A 17,218-nucleotide genomic window follows, 5' to 3' on the forward strand; every position below is an offset into this window, starting at 1 on the left:
CGAGCCTGCCCGCCGCAAGCGGAATGTTGGTGCAGTCGTGACCCTCGCGACGACCGAATGTGAGTTTGATCTGGCATGCAAACCAGCTTGCCAAAACCGGCTCGACCCTTGGATCGCAAACCGAAAGGAGCTTCCGCCGCTACGCCCGACCACACCAGCCTGATGGCGTGCTCGGTCAAGTCAAGGTCAAGCCGCTGCGCGGCGGCCCTCCGGGCCGACCTTGACGTGACCTGCGCGCGCCATCTTCACACTGCCACGGTCGGGACGAAGAGCTGGCCTGCAATCGAACAAAGAGCTGATCAAACACCTTGACACGCAAACTCCCCATGTGAGCAATCCAAAATCCCTCCGCGGATACACTTCTGGATTGCTTCGCTGCGCTCGCAATGACGGAGCAAGCAGACACAGCTTCGCGTCCTCGCGGCACGTCGCCCGAGCTTTGCTTTGTCGCCTCACCCTGGTCTGACGAAGGCGCAGGGAAGACCGGGTGCTGACCCCGCAGCCGCGGTCCACTGTGCGATGGGTTGAGCTACAAGAGGCTGCACAGGGGCATACAGGTGAAGCCCAACATCCGGCCTTCCCTGCGCAGTGGTTTGACGGCTTATGTCGTGATCTCCCCGGGGAGCGATGCGCCGTCCAGTCAGGCTTCCCTTACTTGCTGAGGATGTCCGCGGCCGCACGCTCCAGGATTGCGGCGATGCGACGCGCCTCAGCAGAATCGCTGCCATGCTTGGACCGCAGCGCGCGCTTGAGGTTGTGGCGGGCGCGATGCAGCTCGTCGGAGGCGTCGGCATCGAGATCGCTGACGCCGGCAAAGGCCTCGCGCACCTCGTCCATGCGGCGTCCGATCCGCGACAGCGCCTGCAGGATCGCATCAGCGGTGCCGCGCTGCTCGGCGAGATAGTCCTCGCCCTGCGACGTAATGCTGTTGAGCTTGCGGCCGCCATCCTGCGCGACGCTCGCGTGCCCGACCTCCTCGAGATAGGTCAGCGCCGGATAGATCACGCCGGGGCTCGGCGTATAAAATCCCTCGGAGCGCTCCTCGATGATCTTGATCAGCTCGTAGCCATGCGCGGGCTTCTCGGCGAGCAGCGCCAGGATGACGAGCTGGAGGTCCTGCGAGGACAGGCGCCGTGCGCCGGGAAAGTCATCGCCGCCGCGGCCGAAAAAGCCATGGCCGCCGCGGCCGAAGCGATGCCGCCCGCCATGCCGGCCCATGGCGAAATGGGCGAAGTGGCCAAAGTGGAAGTCCCTGTGGTCTCTGTGTCTGGTGAACATATCGAATTCCCTTTCTCAAAACATATCTTACGATATAGCTTGCGATAGTTTACACGCAAATCACGCGTCCGTGATCGCGAGCGGAGCCGGTCGGCGTGCTATGTCGCGATCGAAAGCACATGACACCCAGGACCTTCGAAGCACGCTGCCTGCTCCTCCCCGCCGCCACCAAGGTGGTGCAGTGGGAAGGCACGTCCGTGTTCAAGGTCGGCGGCAAGATGTTCGCGCTGAGCGGCGGCTATACGGCTGATACGGGCAGCTACATGTTCAAGGTCTCGAACATGGCCTACGCCATGCTGATCGAACACGGCCTGGCGCGGCCCGCGCCTTATCTCGCACGGGCCAAATGGGTGCAGCTCGTCGGCAACAACGCGCTGGAGGATGCCGAGCTCACGGCCTATCTCGCTCAGGCCCACGCCTCGATCGTGGCAAAGCTGACGAGAAAGGCGCGCAACGAGCTTGGGCTTGCGTCGCTAGAGACCCGACCCGCGTGACGATCTCCGCGTGCAGCCGATGGGCTGCGCGCGGCGACATTGAGCTTTCATCGCTCGCCGATATACTGCCCATCCTGGATTCGAATTGGGAAGCCGGCGTGGCGATTGATCTGAAGGCGGTCGAGCAACTCGCTACCGATCAATCCTCACTCAAGGCGGCCGCCGGCCTTGCCAAGCCCACCAAATGGTCCGGCGTCGGCGGCAGTCCGGATGGCGCGCTGATCTGGGGCGAATGCGCGGGCTCCGGCGCCAATCCCTACCGGGTGATGGCTGATCTCCGCGACCTCGGCAACAAATGCACCTGCCCGTCACGCAAATTCCCCTGCAAGCACGTGCTCGGCCTGTTGTGGCTGAACGCGGAATCCATCGTGCCGTTTGCGCCCGCCGATACGCCTGCCTGGGTCAGCGACTGGCTCGGGCGCCGGCGCGGCCCATCGGCTGCAAAGCCGGCAGGCGCCGCCGCTCCGTCCGGCGAGAAGGATTTGCGCGCTGCGCGCGTCGTCGAGCCCGAGGCCACTGAAGATCCGAAGGATGCCGCCCGGCGCGAGGCACAGGCAGCCAAACGAAACGAAGAGACCGAGCGCGCGATCCTGGATGCGCTGGATGCGCTCGAGCAGTGGATCGGCGATCAGCTCCGCCTGGGCCTGTCCGGCTTCATCGATGATGCGACCGCGCGATGCCGGCGTATCGCCGCGCGCCTGGTCGACGGCAAGGCCACGGCACTCGCCAGCCGGATCGACGAATTGCCGGCCCGCCTGCTCGCACTCGCCGCGGGTGACCGGCCGCGCGGCGCCGTCGTCGAGCTCGGCAAGCTGGTGCTGCTCGCGCGCGCCTTCCGCGCGGCGCCGCGCGATTCCGCGATCCGGCGCAGTGTGGCAACATCGGAGACGCGCGAGACGGTGCTGGCAGATCCGAGCGCACCGCGGATCGATACGCAATGGGAGGTGCTGGCCGAACAGGTGCAAACACGGCGCGACGGCCTGGTCTCGCAAACCACATGGCTGCTCAGTCTCGCCGCATCAGGCCCGCGCTTCGCCATGCTGCTCGACTTTTTTCCTGCGAGTGCCGGACGGCGTGGTTCGGTCTTCACGCCCGGCGAGCGCTTCCAGGGCGAGCTCGTCTTCTACCCGTCGCAACAGCCGCTGCGCGCCCTGCTCGTCCGGCGCGACGCCGCGCAGGCCACGCTGACGCCCGAATGGCCTGCGCCGGATCAAACGCTCTCCAATGCATTGACGCAGCCGCTGCTGGCCGAGCCGTGGGCGATCGAGATTCCCCTGCTGCTGCCGCAGGGACGGATCGCGCGTGACGATGCCGGGGGTGCCTGGTGGCGCGCGGCCGACGGCGCGGCCGCGCTGCCCGTCGCAGGCAAGGCGGAGGGCCTGCTCTCCGGCACCGAACTGACACGTACCGCCGCAATCTGGTCGGGCAACCGGCTCACGATCCTTGCTGCACAGTCCCCTTGGGGAAGGATCGGCAGCCATGACTGAAACAGCCAGCGCGGAGGCCATCTTCGAGACCATGGGCGCGATCCTGACGCGCTGGACCATGGGCTCGACCGCAGCCTCCGCAGCATCAATCTGGCGCGTCGAGCTTGGCGACGATCCCGTCGAGGCCGAGTTGCGACTGCTCGCTCTGTCCGGCCAATTCCTCGGCACAATCGTGACGGGCGAACCACCCTCTACACTGCGCGTGCTGCCCGACATTCCAACCCTCGCGCTGCCGACCGTCTCGGCGGCATTGCGGCCGCTGGTGCGCCGTATCCTTGCGGCGAGCAAGGACGCAGCGTCCAAAGCCGATGTCATCCACTTCCTCGCCGCGCGTGGCTGGACGACACATCCGGCCGACTGGATGCCCGATGCGAGCGACGAGGATGCGCCTGATATCTATGCAGCCTGGCGCGACTGGGCCGCACTCGCCGCGGCCGGCGAGACGACGCCGCGACAGAACGGCGACCAGCTCACGGCTGACAATTGGGACGACTTCTGGCCGGCCGCGCGCAAGGCCGCGTTGATCGAACTCAGGCGACGCGATCCATCCGCGGCGCGCGCGCTGCTCGAAGCCAGGCTCGGCAGCGAGAACGCCGACGCGCGCCTGCGCCTGTTGACCCTTCTGTCGGAGCGATTGTCGGGCGACGACGTTGCCTTTCTCGAAAACCTTGTGACGAACGATCGCGCGCCGAAGGTCAAGGCAATGGCAACTTCCATGCTCGCCCGTCTCGGCCACGGTCCCGCCGTGGGCGAAGATATTGCGGAGCTCGCCGCCTTCTTCTCGGTGAAGACGAAGGGGCTGCTGCGTCGCTCCCGCGTGATCGACTTTGAAACTCCCAAGACGCCGGCACAGTGGCAGCGCCGGAAAGTCCTGCTCGAGGGTGCCGATCTGACGTCGTTCTCGGGCGCGCTCGGCCTCGCCCCGCAGGATCTGATCGCCGCCTGGGACTGGAACGTGGATCCGGCGGCCGATGCTGGGCTGATCAAGATGATCGTGGAGCCCGGCACCAATGCGCAGCTTGCGCAGGCCGCCGGCGTCGTGAGCGAGCACGATGCGACCGGCCTCATCGTCGCGCTCGCTGCGCGGCTTGCGCCCGCCGAACGGGCCAGGTTCGCGGCGGTAGGTTTGCACACGCACGGCTTCCGCTTCGAGATGGCGCAGGCGGTCGCCGGCGTTGCCGCACGCCTCGACGATCCGCTGTCGGCGCCATCAGGTGCCAAGCTGCTGACCGCGCTTCGGCGCGACGATGCCAAGCCTTCCGATCATGTTGCGGAACTTCATGCGCTGGGCCTCATCGCCTCGCGCGATAGCGCGCGACGATCGCTGGAGCAGCTGACCGGCGCAGGCCTACTGCAAGCCGATCCGCGCCTCGACATGCTGCGGCTCAACGCCGCGTTGGACGATCAAGGAGAAAAGCCATGAGCGAGAAGCTGCGATTGCCCGCTGAGGACAGTTTTGCATCCGAGCTGAAGGCGCTCGCGGCGGGCGAAGGCCATCGCCCACCCGGCTGGGCGCTGTCGCCGCGCCAGGTCGTGACCTATCTGATGGGCGGTACGGCAGCCGACGGCACCGCGATCACGCCGAAATATGTCGGCGACAAGCGGCTGATCGAGACCGCCGTTGCGACGCTTGCAACCGACCGCGCACTGCTGCTGCTCGGCGTGCCCGGCACCGCCAAATCCTGGGTGTCCGAGCACCTCGCCGCCGGCATCACCGGTGACTCCACGCTCGTGATCCAGTGCACCGCCGGGACCGACGAGAACCAGATCCGTTACGGTTGGAACTATGCTCAGCTGCTCGCCCATGGGCCGAGCCGCGAAGCGCTGGTGCCGACCCCGCTGATGCGCGCGATGGAAGGCGGCAAGCTCTGCCGGTTCGAGGAGCTGACGCGCATGGGCAGCGACGTGCAGGACACGCTGATCACCGTTCTGTCCGAGAAGATGATGCCGATCCCGGAGCTCAACAGCGCGGTTTATGCGCAACGTGGCTTCAACGTCATCGCGACCGCCAACAATCGCGACAAGGGCGTGAACGAGCTGTCCTCAGCGCTCAAGCGCCGCTTCAACGTAGTCGTGCTGCCGCTGCCCGACAGCGCCCAGCAAGAAGTGTCGATCGTCGTCAAGCGCGTCGGCGAGATGGCGCAGAACCTCGATCTGCCGGCGCCGAAGAACGTCGCTGAGGAGGTGGCGCGGGTGGTCGCGATCTTCCGCGAGCTGCGTTCGGGATCGACCGAGGACGGCAAGGTCGCGCTGAAATCGCCCTCCGGCGGCCTCTCGACCGCCGAGGCGATCGCCGTGATGGTCGGCGGCATCAGCCAGGCGACCTTCTTCAACGACGGCGAACTGACGGCTGAGACACTCGCCAGCAACATGATCGGCGCGGTCGTCAAGGATCCGGTGCAGGATACGGCCGTGCTCGGCGAATATCTCGAGACCGTGCTGAAGAAGAAGCGCGGCTTCGAAGGCTATTACGCCTCGCTGACCGATCTGATCTGACGCGATGGCCGGCGACATCCATCTGTTCGGTATCCGGCATCACGGGCCGGGATCGGCGCGGCGCCTGGTGCAGGCGCTCGATGCGCTCAAGCCCGTCGCGGTGCTGATCGAGGGGCCATCGGATGCCTCCGAGCTGCTGCCCATGCTCGCCGACCCGGATATGGTGACACCGGTGGCGCTGCTCACCTACGCCGAAGACAATCCGGCTCATGCGAGCTTCTTTCCCTTTGCAGACTATTCGCCGGAATACCAGGCTGCCTGCTGGGCCGTGCGCCACGGTGCAACCTTGCGCTTCATCGACCTGCCTGCCTCGGACCGGCTGGGCAGTTCGGCCAGCGACATCGCGGAGGAGATTGCCGCGAGATCGGAGGAGGACCCGGTCAGCCGCGATCCGATCGGCGCGCTCGCGACGGCGGCCGGGTATGACGACGGCGAGTCCTGGTGGTCCGACGTCATCGAGGAAAATCCTGCGACAGGTCCTGTGTTCGCTGCCGTCGCCGACGCGATGACGGCACTGCGCGCGCAAGAAAAGCCGCTATCGGCTCGCGAAGCCGCGCGCGAAGCGCATATGCGCATCGAGATCGCGAAGGCGGCGAAGGAGTGCGAGGGCGCCGTCGCCGTCGTTTGCGGCGCCTGGCACGTGCCGGCGCTCGCGGAGCGACGCAGCCTTTCGACCGACCGCGAATTGCTCAAGGGCCGGCCGAAGGCGAAGATCAAGGCGACCTGGGCACCATGGACCGCGCCGCGCCTCGCACGCGCGAGCGGCTATGGCGCGGGCGTGGTCGCGCCCGGCTGGTGCGCGCATCTCTGGGAGACGCGCGAGGGCGATCGCGTCGCCCTTTGGCTGGCCAGGGTGACGCGCGTGCTGCGCGATCGCGGTCATTTCGTCTCGACCGCCTCAGTGATCGAGGCGCAGCGTCTCGGCATCGCGCTCGCGGCGCTCCGCGAGCGGCCTTCACCCGGCTTCGAGGAACTGCGCGAGGCGGCAATCGCATGCCTGTGCAACGGCGAACGGGCCGTATGGGACGACGTCGCGGCCGAGCTCCTGATCGGCGCGGGTGTCGGCTCGATCCCGCCGTCGACGCCATTGGCGCCGCTGCTGGACGATCTCCAGCGCCAGCAGAAGGCGACGCGGCTGAAACCGGAAGCGCTCGAACGGGCGCTGACGCTCGATCTGCGCAGCGAAAGCGGGCTGATGCGCTCGACGCTGCTGCACCGGCTGGGCGTGCTCGACGTGCCCTGGGGACGGCTGACCGACGCAGGCCGCAGCCGCGGTACGTTTCGCGAGAACTGGCAATTGCGCTGGGAGCCGGAATTCGCAGTGCGGCTGGTCGAGAACCTGCTCTATGGCTCGACCATCGCGGAAGCGGCCGGCGGCCGCCTGATCGAGGCGATGAGCAAGGAGGCGGAGCTTGGCGCGCTGGCGAGCCTCGTGCGCAACGCCATGATCGCCGATCTGCCGCGCGCCACCGAATCCGGCATCGCGGCGCTCGAAACCAAGGCAGCCCTCACCAGCGACGGCCAAGCCTTGCTCGACGCCTTGCCGCCAATGGCCGACATCCTGCGCTACGGCGAGGCGCGTGCCGGCACGGTCGAGCATCTGGCAGCCCTGATGCCGCGGATCGTCGTGCAGGCGGCCATCGCCCTGCCCTACGCCTCCCGCAATCTGGACGGTCCGGCAGCATCCAAGCTGCGCGGCGCGATCCTCGCAGCCGATACCGCGATCCAGCTGGCCCAGCTCGAGGCCGACATCGTCGCCCGATGGCGCGAGGCGCTGACCGCCCTGCTGCACGATGACCAGACCACGCGGCTAATCGCCGGCACCGCGGCGCGGTTGCTCTACGAGGCCGAGCTATTGGCCGCCGATCACACCGCCGACCTGCTGGCACGCATGCTTTCGCCCGGTACGCCTGTTGCCGAGGCGGCCGGTTTTTTCGAAGGCTTCTTCGAGGGCGCGGGCCAACGCTTGATCCATGACGCGGCGTTGCGCAGCGCAGTCGATGGCTGGCTGCTGGCGCTCCCCGACGATGCCTTTACCGCCAGCCTGCCGCTGTTCCGCCGCGTCTTCTCGGCGCTCGATCGCAACGAGCGCCGGCGGTTGATGGATGTGCTGTTCGGGCGAGGCACCGGCGGTGCGAAGGGCTACCGGCTTGTCCCGGATGCCGGTGCCGTCTGGCCGCCGCACGAGGCGCGCGTGCTGGCGCTCCTCAAAGTGGGAGCTGCGCAATGAGCGAGAGTGATGAACGTAACCGCCGCTGGACCCTGGCTCTCGGCGCCGATGCCGAGAACGGCGGAGCCGGTGCGGCCCTGTCCGATAGCGACCGCCGCATGTCAGAAGCCCTGACGGCGCTCTACGGTGATGGTGACGAGGCGCCGAAAAAAGGCCGCGGCGGGCTCGGCGGCTCGGCCCCGCGCGTCGCGAAATGGCTCGGCGATATCAGGGAGTTCTTTCCTGCCCCAGTGGTGCAGGTGATCCAGAAAGACGCCTTCGAGCGCAAGGGGCTTCGCCAGATGCTGCTCGAACCCGAATTCCTCGCAACTGTCGAAGCCGACGTAAACCTGATCGCCGATCTGGTCGCGCTGCGCGGCGTGATGCCGGAGAAAACCAAGGACACCGCACGGATCGTCATCGCCAAAGTGGTGGACCAATTGATGGAGCGGCTCGAGCGGCGCACGGCGGATGCGGTCCGCGGCGCGCTCAACCGATCGCGGCGGACCAACCGCCCGCGCTTTGCCGACATCGACTGGCCGCGCACCATCAAGGCCAATCTTCGCCATTATCAGGCCGAGCATCGCACGGTGGTGCCGGAACGGCTGATTGGCTTTCTGCGCCAGCAGCGTCGCATTGTCGATCTCGACGAAGTCATTCTGTGCGTCTATCAATCAGGGTCGATGGCGACCTCCGTCGTCTACGCCTCGATCTTCGCGGCGGTCATGGCCTCACTGCCCGTGGTCGCTACCAAGCTCGTCTGTTTCGACACCGCGATCGTGGATCTGACCGAGGAGCTCGCCGATCCCGTCGAGGTGCTGTTCGGCGTCCAGCTCGGCGGCGGCACCGACATCAACCGCGCCGTCGGCTATTGCGAGGACCGCATCGAGCGCCCCACCAAGGCGCATCTGGTGCTGATCACCGACCTCTACGAAGGCGGCGATGCAGACGCGCTGGTCGACCGCCTGGGCAGGCTCGCAACCCTAGGCAGCATCAACGTGATCGTCCTGCTGGCGCTGACCGACACCGGTCGCCCGTCTTACAACCCCGCCCTCTCGGCGAAGGTCGCGAGCCTCGGCATTCCCGTCTTTGCCTGTACGCCGGACCAGTTTCCCGATCTGATGGCGACCGCGCTGAAGCGCGAGGACGTTGCCGATTGGGCCGCCGATCGGGACATCAAGCTGATCCGGCCCGAAGGATGAATGCCTCGAACCTGACGCGAGCTTCGGTTGACCAGAGCACGATATCTGACTAAAGTCAGGTAATGCTCGATCCCGTCTCACGCGTCCGTCGTTTCAACCGTGCGGTGACCTCCGCCGTCGGCGCACTCGACCATTCGTTCCTCGGGCGCGGCCGGCCGCTCGGGGCGGCGCGCGTGCTCAACGCGATCGGACACGGGCGCTCCGACATTGGCGAGGTCCGCGACTATCTCGGCCTCGACTCCGGGCTGATGAGCCGGCTGTTGCGCAGCCTGGAAGAGGAAGGCCTGATCGAGACGCATGCGCACGAGAACGATGCGCGGCGGCGCGTCGCTAGCTTGACGCGTGCAGGTCAGCGGGAATTTGCAGCCTATGAGAGGATATCGAACACGCAAGCCGAAAGCCTCCTCGCTCGGAACTCGCAAGCCGAGGCGCTGCTCGCCGCAATGGATCTGATCGCGTCCGCGCTGACGCGCGATCGCATCGCGCTCACTGAAATGGATCCGCGCAGCGACGAGGCGCGCTATTGCCTCAGCGAATATTACGCCGAGCTCGGACGGCGCTTCAAACAGGGCTTCGACGTGTCGCTGTCGCGCGACCCCGATGCCGAGGACATGCGCCGCCCGCGCGGCAGCTTCATCGTCGCGATGTCGGACACGCTGCCGATCGGCTGCGTCGGCCTGAAGGGCACCGATCACGGCTATGCCGAGATCAAGCGTCTGTGGGTTGCCCCTTCCGCGCGCGGATTGGGGCTCGGCAAGCGCCTGATGGAGGCGACTGAAGAGGCCGCGCGCACGCTCGGCATCACGCTGTTGCGGCTCGACACCAACAGCGCGCTGCCCGAGGCCGGTCAGCTCTATCGCACCACCGGCTGGCGCGAGATTCCGCGCTTCAACGACGACCCCTATCCGGATCTGTTCTTCGAAAAACGGCTCTGAGCAGCGCACCGATTCCCCTGCTCCCGCGTTAGCCCGGGAGCACAGGGAGTGTCGCCATGACGCCAGCCGGTCTCGCTGACTTCTATCGCAACTACATCGCCTGCCTGAACCGGCAGGATTGGGCCGCGCTCGGGCATTTCGTGCATGACGATGTCGCCCGCAATGCGCGGCCGCTCGGGCTCACAGGCTATCGCGCGATGCTGGAGCATGATTTCCGCGAGATTCCGGATCTGCATTTCAACGTCGAGATGCTGATCTCCGAGCCACCGCGCATAGCCGCGCGGCTGACGTTTGATTGCGCGCCGACCGGCCGGTTCCTGGGGCTCGCCGTGAACGGCCGGCGCGTGTCCTTTTGCGAGAACGTCTTCTACGAATTTCATGACGGCAAGATCCGGCAGGTGTGGTCGGTGATCGACAAGGCGGCGATCGAGGCGCAGCTCTGAGGCTGCGCCTCGATCCGATCACGCCGCCATCGGTGCCGTCGCCGGCTCGACTTGCTGCGGCTTCGGGAACGGGCGGAAGGTCATCGCCATCAGGAACGCGCCAAGCCCCATCGCCCAGGAGCCGATATAGAGCCAGGCGTAGCTCGAGAACGCGTCATAGATCAGGCCTCCGGCGAGCGGGCCGGTGGCCATGCCGAGGCTGCCCGCCATCGCCGTGCCGCCGATCACCGTGCCCATCATTTTGAGCGGGAAGTTTTCGCGGATGATCACGGCGTAGAGCGGCATGGTGCCGGCATAGATGAAGCCGAACACGGTCGCGACCATGTAGAAGGTCGTGAGCTGATGGGCGAAGACATAAGCGAGCGCGCCGAAGGCTTGTGCGAGCAGGCCCGAGACCAGCACGCGCTTGGCGCCGAGCCGATCGCCCATCAGGCCGAAGGCAATGCGCCCACCGAGCCCGGCCAGTCCCTCGACGCTGTAGATCGTCACCGCCGAGATCAGCGGGATGCCGCAGCTCACGGCATAGCTGACCGTGTGGATGATCGGGCCGGAATGCGTGGCGCAGCAGAAGAAATTGGTGGCGAGCAGGATGAGGAATTGCGGCGAGCGCAGCGCTTCGCCCACCGTCATCTCGGATTGCGGGCCGCCCGGACCCGCTGCCGCGACCGGCGGATGCGCCAGCGCCGGCGGGCGGCGGACCAGCAGTGCGACCGGGATCATGATGACGGCGACCACCAGCGACACGATCTGCATCGCGGTGCGCCAGTCATGATGAGACACCAGCCAGGCCGCAAACGGCGCCATCGTCATCGGCGCCACGCCCATGCCGGCCGAGACCAGCGAGACGGCGAGGCTGCGATGGGTGTCGAACCAGCCGGTGACGGTCGCCATCATCGGCGCGAAGATCGCAGCGCAGGAGGCACCGACCAAGAGGCCGAACACGAACTGGAACACGATCAGCGAGGTCGCGTGGCTGGCGGCGAACAGGCTCAGCGCCAGCACGGTCGATCCGGTCAGCACCACCGGCAGCGGCCCGAACTTGTCGGTCAACGTGCCCCAGATCATGCTGCTGCACGCCATGGCCAGGAAGCCGATGGTCATCGCGCTGGAAATCCCGGTCACCGACCACCCGGTGTCCTTGGCGATCGGCTGCAGGAACACCGGCAGCGAAAACATGCCGCCGATGGCGACGCAGCCGAGCAGGCCGCCGGCGGCGACGATCACCCAGCGATATCCGGAAGCAGTCATTGTATGTCTCCCATCAGGTCTGTCTCACGTGGAAGACGAATGGAAACGGCGAAAGCAGACAGGTCTTGCGAGATTTTTTTAGGGCAAGCATTCGCGGCTCACCAACAAGATTTCGAAAACAACCCCATGCACAGTAGCCGGCCACAGAGGGATCAATGACTTAACGATACACGCTCATCGCAGTGCGGGGAACCCACGACGTCAGGCCGAAACTGACTCGTCGGGCAAAACACCGGCATGACTTAAATGCGCGCGTCAAAGTCCAGGAGGATGCGACGTCCTTCCGGCCAGTCGCCGAGATTGCTCGCAGCATTGACATGCCCCTTCGCGCCGATGTCGATCAGCTCGCTGCCCCACTGCCCTGCCCTTCCCTGCACGTAGAGCCGAGACGCATAGGGATCGTTGGTGCTGGCCACGATCATCGAGGGAAAGCGGAAGCGCTGTTCGGGCACGGACGCGAACGCCGCAGCCTCCGCGGGGAATGCCGGAGAGCGCGGATCGGGAACAGCAACCAGAAGCGCCCCCTTCACCCGCGACGGACTCTGCCTTTGCCAATGTGCGACAAGCAGGCAGCCAAGACTGTGAGCCACCAGCAGCGGCGGCGTCGTCGCCGCACGCACGGCCAGGTCCAGGGCCTCGATCCAGTCGGCCAGATCGGGTTGATCCCAGCTCGCCGGACTGAATCTGCGGATGTCAGGGTCAGCCAGCTCCCAACGGCTTTGCCAATGCGCCTCGCCGGAGTTGCCGATTCCAGGCAAATGAATGAATTCCGTCACGCCTCACCTCTGATGTTTCGCCATGCACCCGCGAAGCATGGCGGTTTACATCAGCAAACGGAATTGGCATTCATCGGAAAGAGCGGCGCTATTCCGATAGATTAGAGGTCATGACGCGAAGCCAGGATTTTCAGCCCATTCTCGATCCGACTGACATTGCGATCATCGAAACGCTTCAGGACGATGGCCGCATCAGCGTCTCGGAATTGGGGCGAAAGGTCGGCCTGTCGCAGCCGGCCACCTCGGAACGACTGAAGCGGCTGGAGGAGCGCGGGATCGTCAGGGCCTATCGCGCGGTGATCGATCCGGCCTCGGTCGGCCTCAACATGATGGCAATCATCCGCCTGCGGACGACGCACGAACACATCAAGGCCTGCCTGAAGCAATTCGCCGAGATGCCCGAGATCATCGAAGTCCTCAGGCTGACCGGCGAGGATTGCTTTCACCTCAAGGTGATCGTGCCCTCGCCCACGGAGCTCGAGAGCATCGTCGATGCGATTGCCCGGTATGGCTCCGTGACGACTGCCATCGTGCTGCGGAGCGAGCTGCCGAAGCGGATCGGGCGTGAGCTGATCCAGAGAGGCTAGCGTGCGATCATGACCATTCGTCCGATCGTTCGCTATCCAGACCGCCGGCTCGCCGTGCCCGCCCGCCCCGTCACCGCCTTCGGCGATGGCTTGCGCGCGCTGGCAGCCGATTTGCTGGAGACGATGCGCGCCGCACCCGGCATCGGTATAACCGCGCCACATATCGGCGTGCCCTTGCGCCTTGTCGTGCTCGAGCTCGATGCCGCCACTGGCCCGCAGACTTACGTCAATCCGCAGATTGAATGGGCTTCGCCCGAGATGATCCTGCACAAGGAGGGCAGCGTCTCGATGCCCGGCGTCACCGACGACATCCAGCGCCACGCCCGCGTTCGCATCGGCTATCAGGACCTCGACGGCATCACGCAAAGCGAGGAATCCGAGGCCCTGCGCGCCGTCTGCCACCAGCACGAGATCGACCACTCGACGGAATGTTCTGGATCCAGCGGCTGTCGCGGCTGAAGCGGGAACGGCTGGTGAAGAAGTTCGAGAAGATGACGCGAACTTCGTAACTCGCGTGGGTCGGCCGCGGGAAATCCAGCGCCAAATTCCACGACTGCTTGCAAGAACTGAGCAGGTCGCCTCCGAGCTGTGCCAACCCTTCGCGAAACGCGGGGAATAGGTTGCCAACATTTCGTGCAAATTTGCGATGCATTGCACAAAAGTATGCACTTTTCTTTTGCGCCGTCTGTGCGATGCTATGGGGGTTCCGTGGCACTCCCAGCAAAGAGGGGATCCCAAATGAAGTTCGCGCTTGCCAGCCTGACCGCCGCCGCAGCCGTCGCGGCAACCCTCTCCCTCGGCCAACCTGCTCGGGCCGGCGACCTGATCGTCGCGACAGACACCGCCTTCGTTCCGTTCGAGTTCAAGGAGGGCGACAAATACGTCGGCTTCGACATCGACCTGTGGGCCGCCGTGGCCAAGGATATCGGGGTGACCTACACGCTGCAGCCGATGGACTTCAACGGCATCATCCCGGCGCTCCAGACCAGGCAGGTCGATGTTGGGCTGGCCGGCATTACCATCAAGGACGAGCGCAAGAAGGTCATCGACTTTTCCGACGGCTATTACGACAGCGGGTTCCTGCTGATGGTGCCGGCCACCAGCACAATCAAGGGTCCAGAAGATCTTCCCGGCAAAACGCTTGCCGTGAAGACCGGCACGTCGGCAACCGACTACGCCAAGGAGCACTTCAAGGCGACGGAGCTGCGCCTCTTCCCCAACAGCGACAACGCCTACCTCGAGGTTGCGACGGGACGCGCGGACGCCGCAATGCACGACACGCCCAACGTCCTCTACTACATCAAGACCAACGGCCAGGGGAAGGTGAAGACCGTAGGTCCCCGGATGATGGCCCAGCAATATGGCATCGCTTTCCCGAAGGGCAGCGAGCTCGTCGCCAAGGTCAACGCCTCGCTGGCCAAGCTGAAGGGCGACGGCACCTACACGGCCATCTACAAGAAGTGGTTCGGCGCCGAGCCGCCGAAGAGCTGATTCAGGCGTCGCGGCGCGCAACCGGGTCGTTGATTGAACATGATCTTTCCGGAAAACCGCTTCGCACTTTGCGCTAACGCGGCCCTCCGGGTCCGGATCATGCTTTGCCGGTCCTGAAGGAAAGCTCCCATGGATTTCGAGTGGTCGGTTATATGGCAGGCCCTGCCAGAGCTCTTGAAAGGTGCCCGCCTCACCGTGCTGATCGCGCTGGCGGGCCTCGCCGGCGGACTGCTGATCGGCTTCGCCGCCGGCCTGGCGCGCGCCTACGGCAATGCCGTCCTCAACGCCATTGCCTTCGCCTATGTCGAGATCATACGCGGCACGCCGATCATCGTGCAGGTGATGTTCATCTATTTCGCGTTGCCGATCCTCGCGAATGTCCGCATCTACCCGCTCGCGGCGGCGATCATGGCCATCATCGTCAACGCCGGAGCCTATATCGCCGAGATCGTGCGCGGCTCGTTTCTCTCCGTCCATAAAGGATTGCGGGAAGCGGGTCTCGCGCTCGGCCTGCCGCTCTGGAAGGTGCTGCTCTACATCATCGGCCCGCTCGCCTTCCGCCGCATGATTCCGGCGCTCGGCAACCAGTTCATCGTCAGCCTGAAGGATACGTCGCTCTTCATCGTCATCGGTGTCGGCGAACTCACGCGGCAAGGCCAGGAAATCATGGCGGCCAATTTTCGCGCCGTCGAAATCTGGTCTGCCGTGGCGATGTTCTACCTGGTCATGACGGGCGCGCTCACGCTTATCCTCAGGATGACCGAAAAGAGGATGCGCATCCTGTGAGCATCGTGGAGTTCAAGAAGGTCACGAAGCGGTTCGGCCAGGTCACGATCCTCGACCAGGTCGACCTCTCGATAGAGCAAGGCGAGAAGGTGGTGCTGATCGGTCCCTCCGGCTCGGGCAAATCGACGTTGCTCCGCTGCATCAATGCGCTGGAGGAGATCAACGGCGGCGATCTCGTGGTCGACGGTATCAGTGTCAAGGATGGCGGCCGCAAGGTCCGCATGATCCGCCAGGAAGCCGGCATGGTTTTCCAGCAATTCAACCTGTTTCCGCAAATGACGGCACTCGATAACGTCGCCTTTGGCCCGCGCCGCGTGCGCGGCGAGTCGCGCCAGCATGCGCGACAGCAGGCGCTGGACATGCTCGCCAAGGTCGGCCTCGCCGAACGCGCTCACCACTATCCGAGCGAACTTTCCGGTGGCCAGCAGCAACGCGTCGCGATCGCCCGCGCGCTTGCCGTCAAGCCGAAGCTGATGCTGTTCGACGAGCCGACGTCCGCACTCGATCCGGAACTGAGGCATGAAGTGCTGCGCGTCATGCAGGCGCTGGCCGAGGAAGGCATGACCATGATCGTGGTCACCCACGAGATGGCCTTTGCCCGTAAGGTCGGCACCAGGCTGATCTTCATGGAGGGCGGCAAGATCGCAGTCGACGGTGAGCCACGGGAGTTGCTGGCAAATCCACAAAACCCTCGCCTGAAAGAGTTTCTGCAACATGTCGCCTAACGCCGGCCCCCGGCTCTCATTCATAGACGTCACCGGTTCGCCGTATGATGTCGGAGCGGCCCTTGGGCGCTTCGGCCGGGCGGCCCTGCAGGACCACTTCCGAGCATCCGCTGCGTGGGGCGAACTCACAACGCGACGCGGAGATCCCTCCCTCCCCGAGATGGCTGCGATCGTTCGAGAGCGGTTTCCAAGATACTGGGCCGAGTTGCAGGGCCTCGCAGTCGGGCTTGCACTGCCTTTCGACGACGTATTCCTGTGGAACTGCCGCGGCGATATCTGGGCGATGGCGCCGGATGGCTGCACGACCGTGCAATTGCCGGGCTCGCCGCATGTCATCGGTCACAACGAGGATGGCGACCCCGACTTTGCCGGCCACTGCGCCCTTGCCCATGTTGCGTCCGAAGGCGGCACGCCGTTCACGGCCTTCGTGTACCCGGGCTCGCTGCCGGGACATACCTTTGCGGCGACATCAAAGGGGCTGGTCCAGACCGTCAACAATATCAGGCCGCTCGCCGGTGGCGCCGGCACGCCGCGCATGGTGCTCGCCCGCGCGATACTCGACACGCCGGATCTCGACGGCGCACTCACAGTACTCAAATCAGCGCCCCGCGCCGGAGCCTTTCACCTGACTTTGGCACAGGCCGGGGACGAGCGCCTTCTCAGCGTCGAGTTCACCGCGCGCGCGCTGTCGGTGGATCGGGTCGAGGCGCCGCGTGTCCATTCGAACCATCTGATTCATGCCGACACCGGGCGCGTGTCGCAAATCGTCACCGGTTCGTCCGGCGTGCGACAACGGCGCGGCGAGATGCTGCTTGGTCAAACGTGCCAGTCGGAGCCGCGGGGACGTGCGCTCGATATTTTGTGGGACGCAGCCGACGCAGAATTGCCGATCTACCGCGCCGACCCGGCCGATAGCGACGCCGAGAACACGCTCGCAAGCGCCCTCTTCCGGGTCGGGGCTGACACGGTCGAGTGGTCTGTCTACGATGGAGCGCACGAGGCGGTTCGCTTCGATATGCGGGACGGGCTGGTGCCCTTCGCTGCGTGAACAGGATCAGGGC

The 17,218-nt window shown here is 65.4% G+C and carries 16 protein-coding genes and 1 pseudogene; 14 read left to right on the top strand and 3 right to left on the bottom strand.

Annotated features, from left to right (window positions below):
* Positions 1-651 precede the first annotated feature (651 nt).
* Entirely contained in the window at positions 652-1,278 is a 627-nt protein-coding gene (locus BM222_RS33825) for a PadR family transcriptional regulator (RefSeq protein WP_092238422.1), read from the bottom strand.
* A gap of 119 nt (positions 1,279-1,397) precedes the next feature.
* On the opposite strand from BM222_RS33825, the gene BM222_RS33830 reads away from it, so the two are divergent.
* The 8 genes from BM222_RS33830 to BM222_RS33865 all read left to right on the top strand — a co-directional run bounded on the left by BM222_RS33830 (position 1,398) and on the right by BM222_RS33865 (position 10,544).
* Positions 1,398-1,772 carry an MmcQ/YjbR family DNA-binding protein gene (locus BM222_RS33830; RefSeq protein ID WP_092238425.1) on the top strand — a complete coding sequence of 125 codons (375 nt, stop codon included), beginning with the start codon at positions 1,398-1,400 and terminating at the stop codon, positions 1,770-1,772.
* Between the two features lie 98 nt (positions 1,773-1,870).
* Positions 1,871-3,259: an SWIM zinc finger family protein gene (locus tag BM222_RS33835; protein WP_092238566.1), complete on the top strand. Its 1,389-nt coding sequence runs from the start codon at positions 1,871-1,873 to the stop codon at positions 3,257-3,259.
* Positions 3,252-4,682 (top strand): DUF5691 domain-containing protein, encoded by a 1,431-nt coding sequence (locus BM222_RS33840; RefSeq protein WP_092238428.1) that lies wholly within the window; start codon positions 3,252-3,254, stop codon positions 4,680-4,682. The genes BM222_RS33835 and BM222_RS33840 overlap by 8 nt, the downstream gene beginning before the upstream one ends.
* Positions 4,679-5,755: an ATP-binding protein gene (locus tag BM222_RS33845; RefSeq protein WP_092238431.1), complete on the top strand. Its 1,077-nt coding sequence runs from the start codon at positions 4,679-4,681 to the stop codon at positions 5,753-5,755. The genes BM222_RS33840 and BM222_RS33845 overlap by 4 nt, the downstream gene beginning before the upstream one ends.
* Before the next feature lie 4 nt (positions 5,756-5,759).
* Complete coding sequence (locus BM222_RS33850) at positions 5,760-7,985, top strand: DUF5682 family protein (RefSeq protein ID WP_092238434.1); 2,226 nt, start codon at positions 5,760-5,762, stop codon at positions 7,983-7,985.
* Entirely contained in the window at positions 7,982-9,166 is a 1,185-nt protein-coding gene (locus tag BM222_RS33855; RefSeq protein ID WP_092238437.1) for a VWA domain-containing protein, read from the top strand. Before BM222_RS33850 ends, BM222_RS33855 begins: the two co-directional genes overlap by 4 nt.
* A 62-nt stretch (positions 9,167-9,228) precedes the next feature.
* A complete protein-coding gene (locus BM222_RS33860; protein WP_092238440.1) occupies positions 9,229-10,101 on the top strand; it encodes a bifunctional helix-turn-helix transcriptional regulator/GNAT family N-acetyltransferase in 873 nt (290 codons plus the stop codon).
* 56 nt (positions 10,102-10,157) lie between these two features.
* Positions 10,158-10,544, top strand: coding sequence for an ester cyclase (locus BM222_RS33865; protein ID WP_092238443.1), 387 nt, complete (start codon positions 10,158-10,160; stop codon positions 10,542-10,544).
* An 18-nt stretch (positions 10,545-10,562) separates the two neighbouring features.
* On the opposite strand, the gene BM222_RS33870 is transcribed toward BM222_RS33865, so the two are convergent.
* Positions 10,563-11,792: an MFS transporter gene (locus tag BM222_RS33870; protein ID WP_092238446.1), complete on the bottom strand. Its 1,230-nt coding sequence runs from the start codon at positions 11,790-11,792 to the stop codon at positions 10,563-10,565.
* Positions 11,793-12,034: 242 nt separating this feature from the next.
* On the bottom strand, positions 12,035-12,568 hold the full coding sequence (locus tag BM222_RS33875; RefSeq protein WP_092238449.1) for an RBBP9/YdeN family alpha/beta hydrolase: 534 nt from the start codon (positions 12,566-12,568) through the stop codon (positions 12,035-12,037).
* Positions 12,569-12,678: 110 nt separating this feature from the next.
* Here BM222_RS33875 and BM222_RS33880 point away from each other — a divergent pair, with 110 nt between their 5' ends.
* From BM222_RS33880 to BM222_RS33905, 6 genes and pseudogenes are all read left to right on the top strand, one after another.
* Complete coding sequence (locus tag BM222_RS33880; RefSeq protein ID WP_092238452.1) at positions 12,679-13,155, top strand: Lrp/AsnC family transcriptional regulator; 477 nt, start codon at positions 12,679-12,681, stop codon at positions 13,153-13,155.
* 9 nt (positions 13,156-13,164) lie between these two features.
* Positions 13,165-13,664: pseudogene (locus BM222_RS33885) on the top strand (peptide deformylase).
* A gap of 229 nt (positions 13,665-13,893) precedes the next feature.
* Positions 13,894-14,646, top strand: coding sequence for a glutamine ABC transporter substrate-binding protein GlnH (gene glnH, locus BM222_RS33890; RefSeq protein WP_092238455.1), 753 nt, complete (start codon positions 13,894-13,896; stop codon positions 14,644-14,646).
* Between the two features lie 129 nt (positions 14,647-14,775).
* On the top strand, positions 14,776-15,432 hold the full coding sequence (glnP, locus tag BM222_RS33895; RefSeq protein ID WP_092238458.1) for a glutamine ABC transporter permease GlnP: 657 nt from the start codon (positions 14,776-14,778) through the stop codon (positions 15,430-15,432).
* Complete coding sequence (glnQ, locus tag BM222_RS33900; protein WP_092238462.1) at positions 15,429-16,157, top strand: glutamine ABC transporter ATP-binding protein GlnQ; 729 nt, start codon at positions 15,429-15,431, stop codon at positions 16,155-16,157. The genes glnP and glnQ overlap by 4 nt, the downstream gene beginning before the upstream one ends.
* Positions 16,147-17,205 carry a C45 family autoproteolytic acyltransferase/hydrolase gene (locus BM222_RS33905; RefSeq protein ID WP_092238464.1) on the top strand — a complete coding sequence of 353 codons (1,059 nt, stop codon included), beginning with the start codon at positions 16,147-16,149 and terminating at the stop codon, positions 17,203-17,205. Before glnQ ends, BM222_RS33905 begins: the two co-directional genes overlap by 11 nt.
* Positions 17,206-17,218 lie beyond the last annotated feature (13 nt).

The sequence above is a fragment of the Bradyrhizobium sp. Gha genome (genome assembly GCF_900113735.1).
Taxonomy (GTDB): Bacteria; Pseudomonadota; Alphaproteobacteria; order Rhizobiales; family Xanthobacteraceae; genus Bradyrhizobium.